Source organism: Brevundimonas halotolerans (assembly GCF_003730275.1).
In the GTDB taxonomy this organism is placed as follows: Bacteria; Pseudomonadota; Alphaproteobacteria; order Caulobacterales; family Caulobacteraceae; genus Brevundimonas; species Brevundimonas halotolerans.
Genome location: NZ_QTTA01000024.1, coordinates 18,436 through 36,736, shown reverse-complemented (window position 1 = coordinate 36,736; position 18,301 = coordinate 18,436). Strand labels below are relative to the sequence as shown.

At 67.8% G+C, this 18,301-nt stretch carries 18 protein-coding genes; 12 read left to right on the top strand and 6 right to left on the bottom strand.

The features are described from left to right. Window positions 1–37 precede the first annotated feature (37 nt). On the top strand, window positions 38–1,492 hold the full coding sequence (locus EG854_RS12665) for an NAD-dependent succinate-semialdehyde dehydrogenase (RefSeq protein WP_123288499.1): 1,455 nt from the start codon (window positions 38–40) through the stop codon (window positions 1,490–1,492). Here the strand turns inward: EG854_RS12665 and EG854_RS12660 are convergent. Then, window positions 1,489–1,965: an Lrp/AsnC family transcriptional regulator gene (locus EG854_RS12660; protein WP_123288498.1), complete on the bottom strand. Its 477-nt coding sequence runs from the start codon at window positions 1,963–1,965 to the stop codon at window positions 1,489–1,491. The genes EG854_RS12665 and EG854_RS12660 overlap by 4 nt on opposite strands. A gap of 139 nt (window positions 1,966–2,104) precedes the next feature. Between EG854_RS12660 and ald the strand changes: the two genes are divergently transcribed. Then, window positions 2,105–3,220 (top strand): alanine dehydrogenase, encoded by a 1,116-nt coding sequence (gene ald, locus EG854_RS12655; RefSeq protein WP_123288497.1) that lies wholly within the window; start codon window positions 2,105–2,107, stop codon window positions 3,218–3,220. Window positions 3,221–3,224: 4 nt separating this feature from the next. On the opposite strand, the gene EG854_RS12650 is transcribed toward ald, so the two are convergent. Then, window positions 3,225–3,893, bottom strand: coding sequence for a hypothetical protein (locus EG854_RS12650; RefSeq protein ID WP_123288496.1), 669 nt, complete (start codon window positions 3,891–3,893; stop codon window positions 3,225–3,227). A 100-nt stretch (window positions 3,894–3,993) separates the two neighbouring features. On the opposite strand from EG854_RS12650, the gene obgE reads away from it, so the two are divergent. The 10 genes from obgE (at window position 3,994) to EG854_RS12600 (ending at window position 13,867) form a co-directional block, all read left to right on the top strand. Further along, complete coding sequence (gene obgE, locus EG854_RS12645) at window positions 3,994–5,052, top strand: GTPase ObgE (protein WP_123288567.1); 1,059 nt, start codon at window positions 3,994–3,996, stop codon at window positions 5,050–5,052. Continuing rightward, entirely contained in the window at window positions 5,049–6,197 is a 1,149-nt protein-coding gene (gene proB / locus EG854_RS12640) for a glutamate 5-kinase (protein ID WP_221403414.1), read from the top strand. The genes obgE and proB overlap by 4 nt, the downstream gene beginning before the upstream one ends. 78 nt (window positions 6,198–6,275) lie before the next feature. Beyond that, complete coding sequence (locus EG854_RS12635) at window positions 6,276–7,577, top strand: glutamate-5-semialdehyde dehydrogenase (protein WP_241153279.1); 1,302 nt, start codon at window positions 6,276–6,278, stop codon at window positions 7,575–7,577. 50 nt (window positions 7,578–7,627) lie between these two features. After that, window positions 7,628–8,332: a nicotinate-nucleotide adenylyltransferase gene (locus EG854_RS12630; protein WP_375782306.1), complete on the top strand. Its 705-nt coding sequence runs from the start codon at window positions 7,628–7,630 to the stop codon at window positions 8,330–8,332. Window positions 8,333–8,390: 58 nt separating this feature from the next. Continuing rightward, the gene (rsfS, locus tag EG854_RS12625; protein WP_164462045.1) at window positions 8,391–8,837 is read left to right on the top strand and encodes a ribosome silencing factor; all 447 of its coding nucleotides are present in this window, start codon (window positions 8,391–8,393) and stop codon (window positions 8,835–8,837) included. Window positions 8,838–8,862: 25 nt separating this feature from the next. After that, window positions 8,863–9,327, top strand: coding sequence for a 23S rRNA (pseudouridine(1915)-N(3))-methyltransferase RlmH (gene rlmH / locus EG854_RS12620; protein WP_123288494.1), 465 nt, complete (start codon window positions 8,863–8,865; stop codon window positions 9,325–9,327). A gap of 5 nt (window positions 9,328–9,332) precedes the next feature. Next, window positions 9,333–10,403 (top strand): murein hydrolase activator EnvC family protein, encoded by a 1,071-nt coding sequence (locus EG854_RS12615; protein WP_123288493.1) that lies wholly within the window; start codon window positions 9,333–9,335, stop codon window positions 10,401–10,403. Window positions 10,404–10,556: 153 nt separating this feature from the next. Then, on the top strand, window positions 10,557–11,924 hold the full coding sequence (locus EG854_RS12610) for a S41 family peptidase (protein ID WP_123288492.1): 1,368 nt from the start codon (window positions 10,557–10,559) through the stop codon (window positions 11,922–11,924). Window positions 11,925–12,050: 126 nt separating this feature from the next. Then, window positions 12,051–13,250 carry a divergent polysaccharide deacetylase family protein gene (locus EG854_RS12605; protein ID WP_123288491.1) on the top strand — a complete coding sequence of 400 codons (1,200 nt, stop codon included), beginning with the start codon at window positions 12,051–12,053 and terminating at the stop codon, window positions 13,248–13,250. A 137-nt stretch (window positions 13,251–13,387) separates the two neighbouring features. Further along, window positions 13,388–13,867 carry an RNA pyrophosphohydrolase gene (locus EG854_RS12600; RefSeq protein ID WP_123288490.1) on the top strand — a complete coding sequence of 160 codons (480 nt, stop codon included), beginning with the start codon at window positions 13,388–13,390 and terminating at the stop codon, window positions 13,865–13,867. A 59-nt stretch (window positions 13,868–13,926) separates the two neighbouring features. On the opposite strand, the gene EG854_RS12595 is transcribed toward EG854_RS12600, so the two are convergent. From EG854_RS12595 to atpA, 4 genes are read right to left on the bottom strand one after another with little or no spacing between them, the layout of a single operon-like run. After that, window positions 13,927–14,196: an ATP synthase F1 subunit epsilon gene (locus EG854_RS12595; protein WP_123288489.1), complete on the bottom strand. Its 270-nt coding sequence runs from the start codon at window positions 14,194–14,196 to the stop codon at window positions 13,927–13,929. 2 nt (window positions 14,197–14,198) lie between these two features. Next, a complete protein-coding gene (gene atpD / locus EG854_RS12590; RefSeq protein WP_123288488.1) occupies window positions 14,199–15,764 on the bottom strand; it encodes a F0F1 ATP synthase subunit beta in 1,566 nt (521 codons plus the stop codon). A gap of 37 nt (window positions 15,765–15,801) precedes the next feature. Continuing rightward, window positions 15,802–16,680, bottom strand: a complete 879-nt coding sequence (locus EG854_RS12585) for a F0F1 ATP synthase subunit gamma (RefSeq protein ID WP_123288487.1) — start codon at window positions 16,678–16,680, stop codon at window positions 15,802–15,804. A gap of 34 nt (window positions 16,681–16,714) precedes the next feature. Next, the gene (gene atpA, locus EG854_RS12580; protein ID WP_123288486.1) at window positions 16,715–18,250 is read right to left on the bottom strand and encodes a F0F1 ATP synthase subunit alpha; all 1,536 of its coding nucleotides are present in this window, start codon (window positions 18,248–18,250) and stop codon (window positions 16,715–16,717) included. Window positions 18,251–18,301 lie beyond the last annotated feature (51 nt).

Sequence of the window (18,301 nt, the reverse complement as noted above, 5' to 3'; positions counted from 1 at the left end):
TCTCCCGCGCATCTCCCCCCGAGTGAAAGGTCCTCTCATGTCCCATTCCGCCCGCGATGCCGGTCTGAAACTGCTTCATGAGCACGCTTTCATCGACGGCAAGGCGGTGAAGGGCAGCGGAGGGACGATTACGGTCGACGATCCTGCGACGGGCGACATCCTCGGCACCGTGCCCGATCTGGGCAAGACCGAGACGGAACAGGCGATTGCGGCCGCTGATCGGGCCTTTGCCGACTGGTCGGGCAGGCGTCCGGACGAGCGGGCGGCCTTCCTGCGCGAGTGGGCCCGGCTGATCGACGAGAATGCAGAGGGTCTGGCCGGTCTGATGGCGCTGGAAAACGGCAAGCCGCTGGACGAGGCCAGGGGCGAGGTCGCCTATGCCAACGGCTTTCTCAAATGGTTTGCGGGCGAGGCAGAGCGCATGCTGGGCGAGACCCAGGACAGCCCGCTGGGCCATGTCATTCTGACGTTCCGCAAGGCCGTCGGCCCCTGCGCCCTGATCACGCCGTGGAATTTCCCGGCCGCCATGCTGACGCGCAAGCTGGGCCCGGCCTTTGCTGCGGGCTGCACCGCCGTGGTCAAGCCCGCCAGCCAGACGCCCTTTACCGCCATCGCCCTGGTGGAACTGGCGCATCAGGCGGGCTTGCCGAAGGGGGTGCTCAATCTGGTGACGGGCGATGCCGCGACCATTGGCGGGGTGCTGACGGCCTCGCCGGTGATCCGCAAGCTCAGCTTTACCGGCTCGACGCCCGTGGGCCGCGTACTGGCCGAGCAATGCGCGCCGACGCTAAAACGCGTGTCGATGGAGCTGGGCGGCGCCGCCCCCCTGATCGTGTTCGCCGACGCCGATATCGATCAGGCCGTGGCCGAGACCATCAAGGGCAAGTTCCGCAACTCCGGCCAGACCTGCGTCTGTCCCAACCGGATCTATGTCGAACGGTCCGTGGCCCGCGACTATGCTGACCGGCTGGCGGCCGAGGTGTCAAAGCTCAAGGTCGGCAATGCCTTTGACGACGGCGTCAAGGTCGGCCCCCTGATCGAGGACAAGGGTGTCGACAAGGTCGAGGACCACGTCGCTAAGGTCAAGGCGGCCGGCGGCGAGGTTCTGACCGGCGGCGAGCGTCACGGTCTGGGCGGGCGGTTCTTTACGCCGACCGTGACGTTCGGCGGCGACGACGCCCTGTTCCGCGAGGAGGAGACCTTTGGCCCGCTGGTGCCCGTGTTTGCCTTCGACACCGAGGACGAGGTGCTGGACAAGGCCAATGACAGCGACCTGGGCCTGGCCTCCTATCTGTTCACGCGCGACCTCGACCGGGCCATCCGCATCGGCCGACGTATCGAGGCGGGCATGTGCGGCATCAACACCGGCCTGATGTCGACCCCGGTCGCTCCGTTCGGCGGCGTCAAACAGTCCGGCTATGGCCGTGAGGGCTCGACCCACGGCATCGACGACTATCTGGACATCAAGACCCTGACGCTCAAGCTGGGCTAGACCGGCAGCGCGCCGCGTTTGACCACGGTGCGCATGGCGACGCTGGAGGAGACGCGGGTGACGCCGGGGATGCGGGTCAGCTCGTGCGAGTGGACCCGCTCCAGATCATCGACGTCGCGCACCACCAGCCTGAGCAGATAGTCCGAGCCGCCGGTCATCAGATAGCATTCGACCACCTCGGGCACGGTGGCGACGGCGGTCTCGAAGGCGGTCAGGGCCGCCTCGGCCTGGGACGACAGGGTGACGGTCACGAACACGCTGATCGGCAGGCCTACGGCGCGCTCATTGATGATGGCGGCATAGCGGCTGATCACGCCCTCGGTTTCGAGCGCGCGCAGGCGCCTGAGGCAGGCGCTCTCGGACAGGTTCACCGTCCGGGCCAGATCGGCGTTCGAGATGCGGCCATTCTCCTGCAGGGCGCGCAGCATCTTGCGATCTATGGCATCGAGGGTGACGGCAGAAACGGTCTTCATTTGGCATCCATAAGCAAGGTTCTGCGACTTTACGCCGTTCACCCAGCAAAATGAACAGGAACCTGCGCCGCCGCCCCCGCTAGATTGCGCTCCGAACGGGCCACGCCGGTGGCCTGCCCTGCCTCAAGAGGAAACGGTCATGCGCGTCGGTGTCCCCCAGGAAATCAAGAAGAATGAGCACCGCATCGGCCTGACGCCGACGGCCGTGCGCGAATATGTGGCCCACGGCCATACGGTGCTGGTCCAGACCGGCGCGGGCGACGGCGCGGGCTTCACCGATGCCGAATACAAGCTGGCGGGCGCCAAGATCGCGCCGGACGCCAAGACCGTCTTCGCCGACAGCGACATGATCGTGAAGGTCAAGGAACCCCAGAAGGTCGAGTGGGAAATGCTGCGCGAGGACCAGATCCTCTACACCTACCTGCACCTGGCGCCCGATCCCGAGCAGACCAAGGGCCTGCTGGCCTCGAAATGCGCGGCCATCGCCTATGAGACCGTCACCGACCGCAACGGTGGCCTGCCGCTGCTAGCGCCGATGTCGGAAGTGGCCGGCCGGATCGCCGTCTTCTCGGCGGCCGAGACCCTGCTGAAGCACAATGGCGGCATGGGCCTGCTGTTCTGTGGCGTGCCCGGGGTGGCCCCGGCCCGCGTGGCGGTGCTGGGCGGCGGCGTGGTCGGCTTCAACTCGGCGCGCATGGCGCTGGGTCTGGGGGCCGAGGTCGTGGTGCTGGAACGCTCCATCCCCCGCATGCGCGAGATCGACGAACTGACCGACGGCCGGGTCATCACCCGCTACTCCTCGATCAACGCCATCGAGGAAGAAATCGTCAAGGCCGATGTGGTGATCGGCGCGGTGCTGGTCCACGGGGCCGCCGCGCCCAAGCTGGTCAAGCGCGAGCACCTGAAGCAGATGAAGAACGGCTCGGTGCTGGTCGACGTCGCCATTGATCAGGGCGGCTGTTTCGAAACCTCGCGCGCCACGACCCACGAAGACCCGACCTATGAGATTGATGGCGTCGTCCACTATTGCGTGGCCAATATGCCGGGTGCCGCGCCGCGCACCAGCTCGGAAGCCCTGAACAATGCCACCCTGCCGTTCGGCCTGGCGCTGGCCGACCACGGCCTCGACGCGCTGAAGAAGGACAAGCATCTGGCCCGCGGACTGAATGTCATGGGCGGCAAGATCACCTATCCCGCCGTGGCCGAGGCCATGGGCATGGAATGGACCGACCCCTACGGCGTCTGGGAAAAGTAGGCGGCTAGACGCGGATGGAGACGGCGGGGCCGGAGGCGGCCCTGTCGATCTCGCGCTCCAGTTCGGCCTGGTCGCGGTCGGCGGCCTTCCAGTCCTCTTCCGACGGCGGGTTAAGCGAGGTGATCGCCTCGCCCTTAATGTCCTGGCGGGCCTTTTTCAGCCCGGCGACGATCTGTTTGACCTGTTCGAAGAAGCCATAGTCAGCCACAGCGTCTTCCTCGCGGGCCCCCAGTGCCTTGATCTGTGCCTCCATCGCCGTGGTGTCGATCCCGGCCTCGGCCGCCGCATCGCGGGCCTCCAGCGCGTCGGCGGCCTGTTTGCGGATCAGGGCGAGATCGCCGGTCGAGACATTGCGGCCGCCCGCCTCGGCATAGGCCTTGACCGCTCCCTTCATCTCTCGCGCCAGCTCGGCGGCCAGCTTGAGCGCCGTCTTCGGGTCGATCTTGGCCATCAGCTTGAGCGCGTCCATGCACGCCTTGACCCGCTCCAGTCGCTTGTACGCCAGCTCCCGGGCCTGTTCCTTGCCCGACCCCGCCTTGATCTCGAAGGGCTTGTCAGCCGGCTCCGCAGCCTTCGCTGAAGTCGACGAAGCCGGGGATTGAACGGCCCCGGCACGGGCAAACTGCAGGGCCGGGGAGGGGGCTTCGGGCAGTCGGAAGGCGGTCGAGATCATTCTGATCCCCTGTGTCGGATCGGCAGAGACTGGCAGTGACCGCTTTCAATCCGCTTAAAGACGCCTGTAATTTGCCGCCCTCATGGGTCATAAGCCGGGCATGAAGTTTCTCGACCAGGCCAAGATCTATATTCGCGCGGGTAACGGCGGGGCGGGCTCCGTCTCGTTCCGGCGCGAGAAATTCATCCCGAACGGCGGACCCGACGGCGGCGACGGCGGCCGCGGCGGGGATGTCTGGATCGAGGCGGTTGAGGGACTGAACACCCTGATCGACTATCGCTATCAGCAGCATTTCAAGGCCCAGACCGGCCACCACGGCCAGGGCCGCCAGATGCACGGCGGCAAGGGCGAGGATGTCGTGCTCAAGGTTCCGGTCGGCACCCAGGTGCTGGACGACGACAAGGAGACCGTCCTGCTCGACATGGACACGGTCGGCATGCGCGAGCGCCTGCTGCGCGGCGGCAACGGCGGCTGGGGCAATGTGCACTTCAAGGGGCCGGTCAATCAGGCCCCGCGTCACGCCAATCCGGGCCAGGAGGGCGGCGAACGCTGGATCTGGCTGCGGTTGAAGCTGATCGCCGACATCGGCCTTGCGGGCCTGCCCAACGCCGGCAAGTCGACTTTCCTGGCGGCGGCCTCGGCGGCCCGGCCCAAGATTGCCGACTATCCCTTCACGACCCTGACCCCCAATCTGGGCGTCGTCGACCTCAGCCCCAGCGAGCGGTTCGTGATCGCCGACATCCCCGGCCTGATCGAGGGCGCCAGCGAGGGCGCGGGGCTGGGCACGCGGTTCCTCGGCCACGTCGAGCGCTCGGCCAGCCTGATCCACCTGATCGACGGCACCCAGGATGATGTGGTGGGCGCGTATCACACCATTCGCCGCGAACTGGATGCCTATGGCGAGGGGCTGGAGGACAAGGTCGAACTGGTGGCGCTGAACAAGATCGATGCCCTGTCGCCCCAGCTGCGCGCAGAGAAAACGGCAGAGCTTGCAACCGTTCTCGGCAAAGAGCCGTTCCTTGTGTCAGGCGTGTCCGGTGAGGGCGTGCCTGAACTGCTGCGCGCGGCCTGGGCAGAGGTCCGCCGGACGCGCGGCGAAATCGAGATCGAGGACGACGGCGAGTACTCGCCCCCCACGACGGAGGACTGGACACCTTGACCAGGAAACGGCCTCTCCAGGCCGCGACGACCATTGCCGCAGCCGACCGGATCGTTCTGAAGATCGGCTCGGCCCTGCTGGTAGACCGCAAGACCAATACGGTGGACATGGAGCGCCTCAAGGGGCTGGCCGCCGACATCGCCGACTGGAAGGAAGAGGGCAAGCAGGTGCTGGTCGTCTCGTCCGGGGCGGTGGCGCTGGGACGCCGGCGGCTGGGCTCGCGCGCCCGGGGCGGGGGGCTGGAAAAGAAGCAGGCGTCGGCGGCCGCAGGCCAGTCGATGCTGATGCACGCCTGGGAGTCGGTGTTCGACCCCTATGACATCGTCACGGCCCAGATCCTGCTGACGCGCGACGACACCGAGGTGCGGCGCCGCTGGCTGAATGCGCGCGCCACCGTGGGCGCCCTGCTGGACATGGGCGCCGTGCCGATCGTCAATGAGAACGACACCATCGTCACCGACCAGATCCGCTATGGCGACAACGACCGGCTGGCCGCCCGGGTGGCCCAGTTGATCAGCGCCGACCTGTTGATCCTGCTGTCGGACGTGGACGGGGTCTATACGGCTGATCCCCGCCAGAATCCGGACGCCGAGCATATCCCTTTCATCCGGGAGCTAACCCCCGAGATCGAGGCCATGGCCACAGGGGCCAATGCGGCGGCGGGCGTCGGCACGGGCGGCATGGCTACCAAGCTGATGGCGGCCCGCATCGCGGGCGAGGCCGGGTGCGCCACCCTGATCGCGGCCGGGCGGGCCAAGAAGCGCGGTGCCCAGACGATCGAGGAGGGCCGCAAATGCACTTTGATCGCCCCCTCGACCACGGTTCGCGCCGCCTACAAGCAGTGGATCGGCGGCTCTCTGGCCGTGCGAGGCCAGATCGTCATCGACGCGGGCTGCTTCAAGGCGCTGGGGCGCGGCAAGTCGCTGCTGGCTGCCGGCGTCGTGACCGCGAACGGCAGCTTCGAAAAGGGCGATCCGGTCGAGATTCTGGACGAAACCGGCGCCGAGATTGCGCGCGGACTGGTGCGGTATGACGCCGCCGACGTGACCACTATCGCGGGCTTGCGCTCGCCCCAGATCAAGGCCGCGCTGGGCTATGCCGGGGGGCCGGTGGTGGTCCACGCCGACGACCTGGCCCTGCGCTGACAAAGACCTTCACTGAGCCCGAATACCCCCGTCGGGGGTTGAAACAGACGGAGACGGCCCGACCTTAGAGGAATGACCATGACCCAGACTGCGGAGATCGCACCCGACCGCCCGACCGATTCCACCCTTGAAGCCGACATGCTGGCTTTGGGCCGAAAGGCCCGCGCCGCCGCCCGCGACCTGGGCCTCGCTTCGCCAGAGACGCGGACGCATGCCATTGCCGGCATGGCCAGGGCCCTGAAGGCCCGCTCGGCCGAGGTGCTTGAGGCCAATGCTGCGGACCTCGAGGCCGCCAGGGCCAAGGGTATGGCCGCAGCCATGATGGACCGTCTGGCGCTCGACGAAAAACGTCTGGACGGCGTCATCGCCGCTCTGGAAAAGATCGCTGCCATTCCCGATCCGGTCGGTATCGAGACCGCCCGCTGGACGCCGGACAACGGTCTGGATATCGCCCGGGTGCGCACCCCCATCGGAGTTCTGGCCATCATCTACGAAAGCCGTCCGAACGTGACCGCCGATGCCGCAGCGCTGGCGGTTCGGGCCGGCAATGCGGTGATCCTGCGCGGCGGTTCGGAATGCCTGCGCTCGAACCTCGCCATCCACGGTGCGCTTGCCGAAGGTCTGGAGCAGGCGGGCCTGAGCCCCGACTGCGTGCAGATCGTCACGACGCGCGACCGCGCGGCGGTCGGCCATATCCTGCAGGGGCTGAACGGGTCCATCGACCTGCTGATCCCGCGTGGTGGGCGTTCGCTGGTCGAGCGGGTGCAGGCCGAGGCGCGCGTCGCCGTGCTGGGCCATCTGGAGGGTGTCAACCACGTCTATGTCGATGCCAGCGCCGATCCTGACATGGCCCGCGACGTCGTGGTCAATGCCAAGATGCGCCGGGTTTCGGTTTGCGGTGCGGCCGAGACCCTGCTGGTCGACAAGGCCGGGGCCGAGCGACTGCTGCCCGGCATTGCCGAGGCCCTCAAGGCCGCGGGCTGTGAGCTGCGGGCCGATCCCGCCGCACGGGCCCTGATACCGGACGCGACCGAGGCCACCGACGCCGACTGGCCCACCGAGTATCTGGCGGCCATTCTGGCGGTGAAGCTGGTCGATGGCGTCGATGGCGCTCTGGATCACATCGCGCAGTTTGGCTCGGGCCACACCGAGGCGATCGTGGCCTCCGACGAGGGCGTTCTGGAGCGCTTCCTCGCGCGGGCCGACGCCGGCATCGTGCTGGCCAATGCCTCGACCCAGTACGCGGACGGGGGCGAGTTCGGCTTTGGCGGCGAGATCGGCATCTCGACCGACCGGTTACATGCGCGCGGCCCCGTTGGCGCCGAACAGCTGACCAGCTTCAAATATGTCGTGCGCGGCAAGGGCCACGCCCGGCCCTGAAGCTTCGGCGATAAATCGAGACAAGCGGGGGCGGGGGTGTTAGGGCACGCGTGAGCATAAGCCCTGCCGAGACCCCGTCCTTGCGCTTCTTCCATGCCGGCCCTGCCCCCCGGACCGCCGGGCCCCGCCCCGGCGGCCTGAATGACGGGCTGCTGCTGTATCCCGGCATGCGGGTCGGCCTGTTCGGTGGCTCCTTCAATCCGGCCCATGACGGCCACGCCCATGTGGCCGAAACGGCCCTGCGTCGTCTGGGTCTGGACCGGGTCGTCTGGCTGGTTTCGCCCCAGAACCCGCTGAAGTCCGATGCCGAAACCGCGCCCCTTGCCGACCGCATGGCCTCGGCCCGGGAATGGGCCGACCGCGCCGACGGATCGCGCCACATGGTCATCTCCGATTTTGAGTCCCGCGTCGGTACGCGCCGGACGATCGACACGTTGAGGGCCCTGACCGCCCGCTATCCGGGCGTGAAATTCGTCTGGCTGATGGGGTCGGACAATCTGGCCGGCTTTCATCGCTGGCGCGGCTGGACGGACCTGTTGTCGCTGATGCCGATGGCGGTCGTGGCCCGCCCGGGCAGCCTGCTGGAAAGCCGCGCGGCGCCCGCCGCCCTACGCTATCGCCGCTACCGGATTCACGCGCATGAGGCCCATACACTGGCGGATCGGCAGGCCCCGGCCTGGGTCTATCTGACGGCGCCGCTGAACCGGACCTCCTCGACGGCCCTGCGCGCCGAGGCCGCCTCGGCGCGACAGTGACCGCCGGGCGGGGATGTGCTAGGCTGCTGCCTGACCTTTTGTCGACTGGAGTATTCCGCTGACCCCCTCGCCCGCGCACGATGCGCATGCTGACGACACCTCCCACGTCGATTCCGACGGCCCGGACAGTGCTGACGCCCGATCCGCCGAGCTTCCGACCGGAAGCGCTTCTCTCGAAACCGCCCTCCTGGCCAAGCTGGATGAGGACAAGGCGCAGGACATCGTCCTGATCGACCTCAAGGGCAAAAGCCCGATGTCCGACACCATGATTGTGGCGTCCGGTCGCTCGCACCGCCATGTCAGCGCGCTGGCCGACCACCTGCTGCGCACCCTCAAGGAACACGGCTTCGGCAAGGCCAAGGTCGAGGGCCTGCCACATTGCGACTGGGTGCTGATCGACGCCGGGGACGTGATCGTCCACCTGTTCCGGCCCGAGGTGCGGACCTTCTACAACATCGAGAAGATCTGGGCCGTGGACGCGGCGCACCGGACGGCCCGCAACTAGGCTTGTCTGACGGGGGATCTGCGTCGTGAAGCTGTCGATCGTTGCCATCGGCAGGGCCGGACGGGGTCCCGAGGCGGACCTCGCCAGCGACTATGCCCTGCGTGCCGGCCGCACCGGTCGCGGCATCGGACTGGGCCCTTGCGAGCTGATTGACGTCGAGACCAAGAAGCCCGGTCCCGGCCCCGAGGGCGTCGCCTTGCTGGCGGCCACCACAGGCGCGCGTCTGATCGCCTGCGACGAGCGCGGCAAGACCTTTTCCTCGCGCGCCTTTGCCGATCTGATCCGCGACATCCGGGACGGGGGCGAACGCCATCTGGCCTTTGTCATCGGCGGCGCGGACGGGCTGGATGAGGTGGTGCGCGACGCCGCCTCGCTTACCCTGGCCTTCGGTCCCCAGACCTGGCCCCACGCCCTCGCCCGCGCCATGCTGGCCGAGCAGATCTATCGCGCCACCACCCTGCTGGCGGGCACGCCCTATCATCGAGATTGAGGCGGATGCGGCGGACCCTGCTGATGGTGGCCCTGATGCTCGGCATGGTCGGACCGGTGTCTGGCCAGTCAACCCCGCGCCCCGACCCTGAAGCGGTCGCGCAGACCCAGGCTCAGTATCGTGACGCCGTGATCCGTGCCCGTCGACTCGAGGCGGATGTGGCGGCGCTGGATCGCCGGATCGCCGACACTGAGGCCAGTCTGGAACGCCAGCCCGCCGCCGGTGACGAAACCGTTCTGCTGCAACGCCGGCAGCTGGATGCCGCCGGCCGTCTGGAAGCTCGCGCGCTGGAAGAGCTGGCCCTGGCCAAGGGGCCGCTCACGCGGGTGTTGGGCGCCCTGCAGACCCTGACCCGGCATCCGCCGCCGCCGCTGGTCGTTCCGACGCAGGAGGCGGTCGATACGGTCCGCGCGGCCGTGCTGATGCGGGCCCTCGTCGAGCCCCTGACCGATCAGGTCGAACGGGCCGACCGCCGCCGCGCCGCCGTCGTCGCCGAGCGCCGCGCCATTGCCCTGCAAAGCGAACGCCTGTTCGTCAGCGAGAGCCAGACCGGCGACCGGCAGGCGACCCTGCAGTCGCGGCTGGTCTCGGACCGCGCCCGTCGCGCCACCCTGCGGGCCGAGGCACAGCGGGCCCGCCGTGAGGTCGAGGCCTTGGAAGCGCGCCTGCGCGCCGCTGGGGCCCCGGTGCCGGACGTCCCGGTCAGCCAGACGCCCGCTCTCAGGCTCCCCAATGGACGCGACACCCTTCTGGCCCCGGTCGAGGGCCCGCCTTCGGCCCGCTTCGGCAAGGGATCGACCGGCTGGCAATGGCGCGCCCCGGGCCAGGCGGTGGTCGCGCCGCTGGAGGCCGAGGTCATCCATGCAGGGCCGCTGGACGGCTGGGGCCAGGTGGTCATTCTGGATGCCGGACCCGGCTGGCGGGTTGTGCTGTCGGGTCTGACCGCGCTCGATATCGGCACCGGCGACCGGGTCCAGACCGGCCAGCGGCTGGGTGCGGGGCACGACAGCCTGCCGGTCGTTCTGGAGTTGAGACGCGAGGAACTGGCCGTCGATCCCTCGCCCTGGCTGGACTGAACGCCGCCGGTCACGTGAAGCTGACACAGAATTTGTACCGTAGCGGGGGTTTCGCCTCGATTTGGTCCTGCCTTCTACTATTTGATAGGACGGATGACCGATGCGGGCCTGCCCGCTCAAGGGCCGGGTCCGGCCACAAGGAAAGACAAACCTATGCGTAGACTGTTGCTTGTCGGATGTGCGGCCCTGGCGCTCGGGGCGGGGGCTGCGGCCATGGCCCAGCAGAACGTCCGCAACAACGAGACCTTCCGCATGCTGGAGCTGTTCGGCGATGTGCTCGCCGTGGTGAAGCAGGCCTATGTGGTCCCCGTCGATGATCGCAAGCTGATCGAGGCGTCACTCAGCGGCATGATGACCGCGCTCGACCCGCACTCCAGCTACCTGGCCCCGGCCGGCTTCGGCGAGCTGCGCGAACGCACCGAGGGACAATATTCGGGCGTCGGCCTGACCATTTCGGCCGAAGGCGGCTTTGTAAAAGTGATTTCGCCGATGGACGGGGGTCCCGCCGCCCGCGCCGGGGTCCAGGCCGGCGACGTCATCTCGGCCATCGAGGGTTCGACGGCTGCGGGCCTGTCGGTCTCGGAGGTCTCCGAAAAGCTGCGCGGCGCGGCCGGCACCGAGGTTCGAGTCACCTTCCTGCGCGATGGCTCCGACCCGCTGGAAGTCACCCTGACGCGCGAGATCATCAAGATCGAGTCGGTCACCGGCCGGATCGAAGGCGACTTCGGCTATGTCCGCATCTCGACCTTCAACGAGAACACCGGCCGCGAACTGAACGAGGTCATGGCCCGGCTGCAGTCCGAGAACCCGGGCATCAAGGGCTATGTCGTCGATCTCCGCAACAATGGCGGCGGCCTGCTGTCGGCCGCCATTGCCGTGTCCGACGCCTTCCTCGAGCGCGGCGAGATCGTCAGCCAGCGCGGCCGCAAGCCTGATCAGATCGAGCGCTATTCGGCCCGGCCCGGCGATCTGGCCAACGGTCTGCCGATCGTGGTGCTGGTCAACTACGGCTCCGCTTCGGCCTCGGAAATCGTCGCCGGCGCGCTGCAGGATCACGAGCGGGCGACCGTCGTCGGCCTGACCAGCTTCGGCAAGGGCTCGGTCCAGACCGTCATCCCGCTGCGCGGCGGCGAGGACGGGGCCCTGTCGATCACCACGGCGCGCTATTACACGCCGTCCGGGGCCTCGATTCAGAAGATCGGCATCGAGCCGGACCTCGAGGTCTCGCGCTCCTTCGCCGAAGCCGGCATCGTCGCGCGGTCGAACTTCATCTATTCCGAAGCCGCCTATTCCACCGCGCTGGACGCCTCGATCGGGGCTGAACGCAAGGGCCCCCACGTGCCGTTCGAGGCCCCGGGCGAGGACTATCCCGAGGACAAGGACTATCAGCTGGAGCGCGCCTATGACGTGCTGCGCGCCGGGGGCCGCCTTGACCAGCTGGCCGCCGCGCCCAAAGGGATCATCGTCACCCCGCCGGGCACCGAACCCACCGAGTTCGCGGCCGCGACCGATCCGGAGTAAGGCCCACCCCGCACCCGGGTGTCATGGTGAATGCGGCGTTAGGGTTTCTTAACCGGCGGCGGGCATTCTGCGTCCAAATGGCCTGAACCGCATGGGCGGCCGGGCCGTGACGCCGTCCGGGTCCGCATGTCCGAGTCCAGTTTCGCCAAACGCCAGTCGCGTCTCGCCGCCAAGGCCGGGTCTCCGCCGCGCCGCGTCGATCTGGGCGCGGCCCGCAAACAGATCGTGACCTTTTTCCGCAAGCCGCCGGTGGCGGTGGCCTCGGCCGGCCTGCTGGTGCTGCTCAGCGCCGGCCTGTTCATCGCCGTGCTGGGCGATCCTCGCGCCGGCCTGCCTTCGGCTCGCGTCGACCTGAAGCGCGAGGTTGTGGCCGAGCGGGCCCCGACCGGCATGGAGGCCTTCTCCATGGGGGTCGAGGATGCCTGGCTGACCCTCGGTGCCGACCCGGAGGCCCTGGGCACCGAGGCCGTCATCACCCTGCCCGACGGGGCCAGTGTCTCGGGCTCGGGCGAGGGGATCACCGCCCCGCGCATCGCCGCCACCACACCGCTGCCGCGCGCCCCCATCGAGGGCCTGAGCCGCCCGGGTCCGGCGGGCCCCCTGCCGATCATCGCCACCGACGGCCGCACCCCGGCCGAGGCCTATGCCCGCCCGTTCCGTCCGAACGGTAAGCCGCGCGTCGCCCTGATCGTCGGCGGTCTGGGCCTGAATGCCACCACGACGCGCGCCGCCATCGAACGCCTGCCCCCGGAAATCACCCTCAGCTTCGTGCCCTATGCCGACGACCTGCAGGCGTGGATCGATCTGGCCCGCGCGCACGGCCATGAGGTGATGATCGAGATCCCGATGGAGCCGACCGGCTATCCCGACAACGACCCCGGTCCCTACACCCTGCTGGCCGATGGCGGGGTCGAGGATGTCGGCGGCAAGCTGCCGTGGCTGCTGGGCCGCGCAACCGGCTATTTCGGGGTGACCAACTATCTGGGCGACCGCTTCATGACCTCGGATGCGGCCTTCGGGGCCATGCTGGGCACCCTGCGCACCCATGGCCTGGCCTTCATCGATGACGGTCAGGCGCGCCGTCGCCCCGGGGCCTGGTCGCGCGCCACCGCCGACCGCGTGATCGACGAGACCCAGACCCCGGTGGCCATCATGGGCCAGCTCAATGCCATCGAGGCCATGGCCAAACAGCGCGGGGACGCTCTGGGCACCGGCTTCAGCTATCCGGTGACGGTCGAGGCCGTGGCCCGCTGGGCCACCGGACTGGACGCGCGCGGCCTGCAACTGGCCCCTGCCAGTGCCATGACCCGCCGCCCGGGGCGCTAGGTGATGATGGTGAGTAGTGAGTAGTGATTAGGAACCTGTTTCTGTCGCGATCCGAACGCGCAGCCGGTCCCGCCCCTCGCCACTCGCCACTCGCCACTGACCACTCACTACTCACCACCCACTAGCACTCAGGCCCCATGCGCGACCTCTCCCTCTACCGCCCCAATGTCGGCGTCGTGGTCTTCAATGCCGAGGGCCGCGTCTGGCTGGGCCGCCGGATCGGCACGCCGGACCCGTGGAACTGGCAGTTCCCCCAGGGCGGCGTCGACGAAGGTGAAGACCTCGAGGTCGCCGCCCGCCGCGAACTGTTCGAGGAAACCGGTCTCCGCTCGGTCGACCTGCTGGGCCGGACCGAGGGCTGGATCGTCTATGACTTCCCGCCCGAAGTGCTGAACGGCGCCATGAAAAAGCGCGGCAATATCGGCCAGAAGCAGGTGTGGTTCGCCTTCCGCTTCACCGGCACGGATGACGAGGTCGATCTGCAGGCCCACGGCGAGCAGGAGTTCGACGCCTGGCGCTGGGCCGATCTGTCCGAAGCGCCCGGCCTGATCGTGCCGTTCAAGCGTGCCGTCTATGATCAGGTCTGTACTGAGTTTGGCCGGTTCGCTCGGTCCTGACGCAGAAACGGCGGCCTCCCGAAGAAAGCCGCCGCCCTGCAATCAGATTGTCTGCGAAATCAGCCCGCCGCGACTTCCGCGGCGCGCTCGGCCAGGATGGTCAGGCCGGCGGGGGTCACGTCGGCAAAGCCGCCCTCGACCTGGAACTGGCGCCGGCTGCTGCCGTCCATGACGGTGACCACGCCTTCGCGCAGGGCCGTCATGAAGGGCGCGTGATCGGCCAGCACGCCGAAGTCACCCTCGACGCCGGGCGCGTCCACCTGATCCACGAGGCCCGCAAAGACCTCGCGTTCCGGCGAGACGAGAGAGAAGGAGAGTTTGCCAGCCATGATTACGCGGCGTCCGCGGCCAGCTTCTGGGCCTTCTCGACGGCTTCCTCGATGGTGCCGACCATGTAGAAGGCGGCTTCGGGCAGGTGATCGTATTCACCGGCGACGATGCCCTTGAAGCTGCGGATGGTGTCTTCCAGCGCGACGAACTTGCCGGGCGCGTTGGTGAACTGCTCGGCCACGAAGAAGGGCTGTGACAGGAAGCGCTGGATCTTGCGGGCGCGCGAGACGACCAGCTTGTCCTCTTCCGACAGCTCGTCCATGCCGAGGATGGCGATGATGTCCTTCAGGCCCTTGTACTGCTGCAGCACTTCCTGGACCGAACGGGCGACCTGGTAGTGTTCGTCGCCGATCACCAGCGGGTCCATGATCCGCGAGGTCGAGTCCAGCGGATCCACGGCCGGGAAGATGGCCTGGGCGGCGATGTCGCGGCTCAGAACGGTCGTGGCGTCGAGGTGGGCGAAGGAGGCGGCGGGCGCCGGGTCGGTCAGGTCGTCGGCGGGGACGTAGATGGCCTGCACCGAGGTGATCGAGCCCTTCTTGGTCGAGGTGATGCGCTCCTGCAGATTGCCCATCTCGGTGGCCAGCGTCGGCTGATAGCCCACGGCCGAGGGGATGCGGCCCAGCAGGGCGGACACTTCCGAACCGGCTTGCGTGAAGCGGAAGATGTTGTCGACGAACAGCAGCACGTCCTTGCCTTCCTCGTCGCGGAAGTACTCGGCCTGGGCCAGGCCGGTCAGGGCGACGCGGGCGCGGGCGCCGGGAGGCTCGTTCATCTGGCCGTACACGAGGGCGCACTTGGACCCTTCGGTCGAGCCACCGTTCTTGGCCGGGTCGACGTTCACGTTCGACTCGATCATCTCGTGATACAGGTCGTTGCCTTCGCGGGTGCGCTCACCCACGCCGGCCAGCACGGAGTAACCGCCGTAGGCCTTGGCGATGTTGTTGATCAGCTCCTGCATGGTCACGGTCTTGCCGACGCCGGCACCGCCGAACAGGCCGATCTTGCCGCCCTTGGTGTAGGGGCACATCAGGTCGATGACCTTGATGCCCGTGACCAGGATTTCCGAGCTGGTCGACTGATCCTCGAAGCTGGGGGCTTCGCGGTGGATCGGGCGATACATGGTGGTCTTGATCGGGCCCTGTTCGTCGATCGGCGCGCCGACCACGTTCATGATGCGGCCGAGCGTGCCCGGGCCGACCGGGGCCTGGATGGAGCCGCCGGTGTCGCTGACGGCCTGGCCGCGGGTCAGACCCTCGGTGGTGTCCATGGCGATGGTGCGGACCATGTTCTCACCCAGGTGCTGGGCGACCTCGAGGACCAGGGTGAAGGGCTCGCCCGTCTTCTGGTCGACGTTCTGGGTTTCCAGCGCGTTCAGGATGGCCGGCAGCTGGCCTTCGAACTCCACGTCGACCACGGCGCCGATGACCTGGGCGATCTTGCCCGTGCCGGTTCCGGCGATGATCTTCGGCGCAGCCTTGGTGGCAGCGGCGCGCGGAGCGGTCGGCTTTTTGGCAGCGGGGGCCTTCTTGGCGGCGGGCTTCTTGGGGGCGGTGGTGTCGGTCATGGGTCGGTCCGTGTCGGAAAGGGCGTTCAGGGGCAGATCAGAGGGCTTCCGCGCCCGCGATGATCTCGATCAGTTCGGTGGTGATCTGGGCCTGGCGTTTGCGGTTGTACTGCAGGGTCAGGCTGTTGATCAGGTCACCGGCGTTGCGGGTGGCGTTGTCCATGGCGCCCATCTGGGCCCCGAAGAAGCTGGCCTGGTTCTCGTAAAGGGCGGCCAGGATCTGGGTGGTGATGTTGCGCGGCAGCAGGGTCTCGAGGATTTCCTCTTCCGAGGGCTCATACTCATAGACGGCGCCGTTCAGATTGACGGGCGGCGCGTCCTCGGCGACCTCGGCCGGGATCAGCTTCTTGGGCGTCGGCACCTGCGAGATGACCGACTGGAAGCGGCTGTAGAACAGGGTCACGACGTCGGCGCGGCCGGCCTCGAACTCTTCGGCGACCAGGTCGGCGATCGGCTCGGCAACCGGCAGGCCGATCACCTTGTGACCGCCCATCTCGAAGGTGTGCACCATCCGCTCGCCATACAGGCGGGCCAGACCGTCACGTGACTTCTTGCCGACAGCGATGATGCGCACATCCTTGCCACCCTTGATCAGGGTGTTGATCCGCTCGCGCGCGGCGCGGATGACGTTGGTGTTGAACCCACCGGCCAGACCCTTGTCGCCGGTGGCGACGATGATCAGGTGCTTTTGCTCCGAACCGGTGCCGGCCAGCAGCTTGGGCGCGTCGTCACCCGACACGCCGGCCGCCAGATTGGCGATCACCGAGGCCATCTTCTGCGCATAGGGACGGGCGCTTTCGGCCTGGTCCTGGGCACGCTTCAGCTTGGCCGCCGCGACCATGTTCAGGGCTTTCGTGATCTTCTGCGTGGACTTCACGCTTCCGATCCGATTGCGCATTTCCTTGAGGCTGGCCATTCGGCGTTCCTCTAGCTCCTAGCTGTGGCGGCGATCAGGCGAAGGTCTTGGCGAAGGATTCGATGGCGTCCTTCAGTTCGGCTTCCAGTTCCGGCGACAGGGCCTTCTTGGTGCGGATGCCGTCGAGGATGCCGGCATGCTTGGAGTGCATGCGCGCCAGCAGTTCGCGCTCGAAACGACCGACGTCCGACACGGCGATGCCGTCCAGATAACCGCGCGTCCCGGCGTAGACGGAGACGACCTGCTCCTCGACCGCCAGCGGCGAATATTGCGGCTGCTTCAGCAGCTCGGTCAGGCGGGCGCCGCGGGCCAGCAGCTTCTGGGTCGAGGCGTCCAGGTCCGAACCGAACTTGGCGAAGGCGGCCATTTCCCGGTACTGGGCCAACTCGCCCTTGATGGAACCGGCCACCTGCTTCATCGCCTTGATCTGGGCCGAAGAGCCCACGCGCGACACCGAGATGCCGACGTTCACGGCCGGGCGGATGCCCTGGTAGAACAGGTCCGATTCCAGGAAGATCTGGCCGTCGGTGATCGAGATCACATTGGTCGGGATGTAGGCCGACACGTCGTTCGCCTGGGTTTCGATGATCGGCAGGGCGGTCATGGAGCCCGAGCCATAGTCGCCGTTCAGCTTGGCCGAACGCTCCAGCAGGCGGCTGTGCAGATAGAAGACGTCGCCCGGATAGGCTTCGCGGCCCGGCGGACGGCGCAGCAGCAGCGACATCTGGCGATAGGCGACGGCCTGCTTCGACAGATCGTCGTAGACGATCAGGGCGTGCATGCCGTTGTCGCGGAAATACTCGCCCATGGCCGTGCCCGAGAACGGGGCCAGGAACTGCAGCGGGGCCGGCTCCGAGGCCGTGGCGGCGACAACGATGGTGTAGTCCAGGGCGCCGCGCTCCTCGAGCGTCTTGACGATCTGGGCCACGGTCGAGCGCTTCTGGCCGATGGCGACGTAGATGCAGTAAAGCTTCTCGCCTTCCGAGGTCGCGTTGGCGTTGACGTTCTTCTGGTTGAGGATGGTGTCGACGGCCACGGCGCTCTTGCCGACCTGACGGTCCCCGATGATCAGCTCGCGCTGGCCACGGCCAACCGGGATCAGGGTGTCGATGGCCTTCAGGCCGGTCTGCATCGGCTCGTGCACCGACTTGCGCGGGATGATGCCCGGCGCCTTCACGTCGACGCGGCGACGCTCGGTGAACTGGATCGGGCCCTTGCCGTCGATCGGCTCGCCCAGCGGGTTGACGACGCGGCCCAGCAGGCCCTTGCCGACCGGCACGTCCACGATCTCGCCCAGACGGCGGACCTCGTCGCCCTCGGCGATTTCATTGTCCTGGCCGAAGATCACGGCGCCGACGTTGTCGACTTCCAGGTTCAGGGCCATGCCCTTCACGCCGGCCTTGGGGAATTCGATCATCTCGCCGGCCTGGACATTGTCCAGACCGTGGATGCGCGCGATGCCGTCGCCGACCGACAGCACCTGGCCGACGTCCGAGACATCGGCTTCCACGCCGAAAGCGGCGATCTGCGACTTGAGGATGGCCGAAATCTCGGCGGCGCGGATGTCCATGTGGGGCTCTTCTTGGCTTAACGTTCAGTCTGTGGGGCGGAGCGGAAGCGG

Coding starts and splice junctions, on each gene's coding strand:
- ald (WP_123288497.1), top strand. CDS start 2,105: ATGCGCGTCGGTGTCCCCCAGGAAATCAAGAAGAATGAGCACCGCATC.
- EG854_RS12615 (WP_123288493.1), top strand. CDS start 9,333: ATGCGGCGGACCCTGCTGATGGTGGCCCTGATGCTCGGCATGGTCGGA.
- EG854_RS12600 (WP_123288490.1), top strand. CDS start 13,388: ATGCGCGACCTCTCCCTCTACCGCCCCAATGTCGGCGTCGTGGTCTTC.
- EG854_RS12605 (WP_123288491.1), top strand. CDS start 12,051: ATGTCCGAGTCCAGTTTCGCCAAACGCCAGTCGCGTCTCGCCGCCAAG.
- obgE (WP_123288567.1), top strand. CDS start 3,994: ATGAAGTTTCTCGACCAGGCCAAGATCTATATTCGCGCGGGTAACGGC.
- atpA (WP_123288486.1), bottom strand. CDS start 18,250: ATGGACATCCGCGCCGCCGAGATTTCGGCCATCCTCAAGTCGCAGATC.
- EG854_RS12635 (WP_241153279.1), top strand. CDS start 6,276: ATGACCCAGACTGCGGAGATCGCACCCGACCGCCCGACCGATTCCACC.
- EG854_RS12610 (WP_123288492.1), top strand. CDS start 10,557: ATGCGTAGACTGTTGCTTGTCGGATGTGCGGCCCTGGCGCTCGGGGCG.
- EG854_RS12585 (WP_123288487.1), bottom strand. CDS start 16,680: ATGGCCAGCCTCAAGGAAATGCGCAATCGGATCGGAAGCGTGAAGTCC.
- EG854_RS12595 (WP_123288489.1), bottom strand. CDS start 14,196: ATGGCTGGCAAACTCTCCTTCTCTCTCGTCTCGCCGGAACGCGAGGTC.
- EG854_RS12660 (WP_123288498.1), bottom strand. CDS start 1,965: ATGAAGACCGTTTCTGCCGTCACCCTCGATGCCATAGATCGCAAGATG.
- EG854_RS12665 (WP_123288499.1), top strand. CDS start 38: ATGTCCCATTCCGCCCGCGATGCCGGTCTGAAACTGCTTCATGAGCAC.
- atpD (WP_123288488.1), bottom strand. CDS start 15,764: ATGACCGACACCACCGCCCCCAAGAAGCCCGCCGCCAAGAAGGCCCCC.
- EG854_RS12650 (WP_123288496.1), bottom strand. CDS start 3,893: ATGATCTCGACCGCCTTCCGACTGCCCGAAGCCCCCTCCCCGGCCCTG.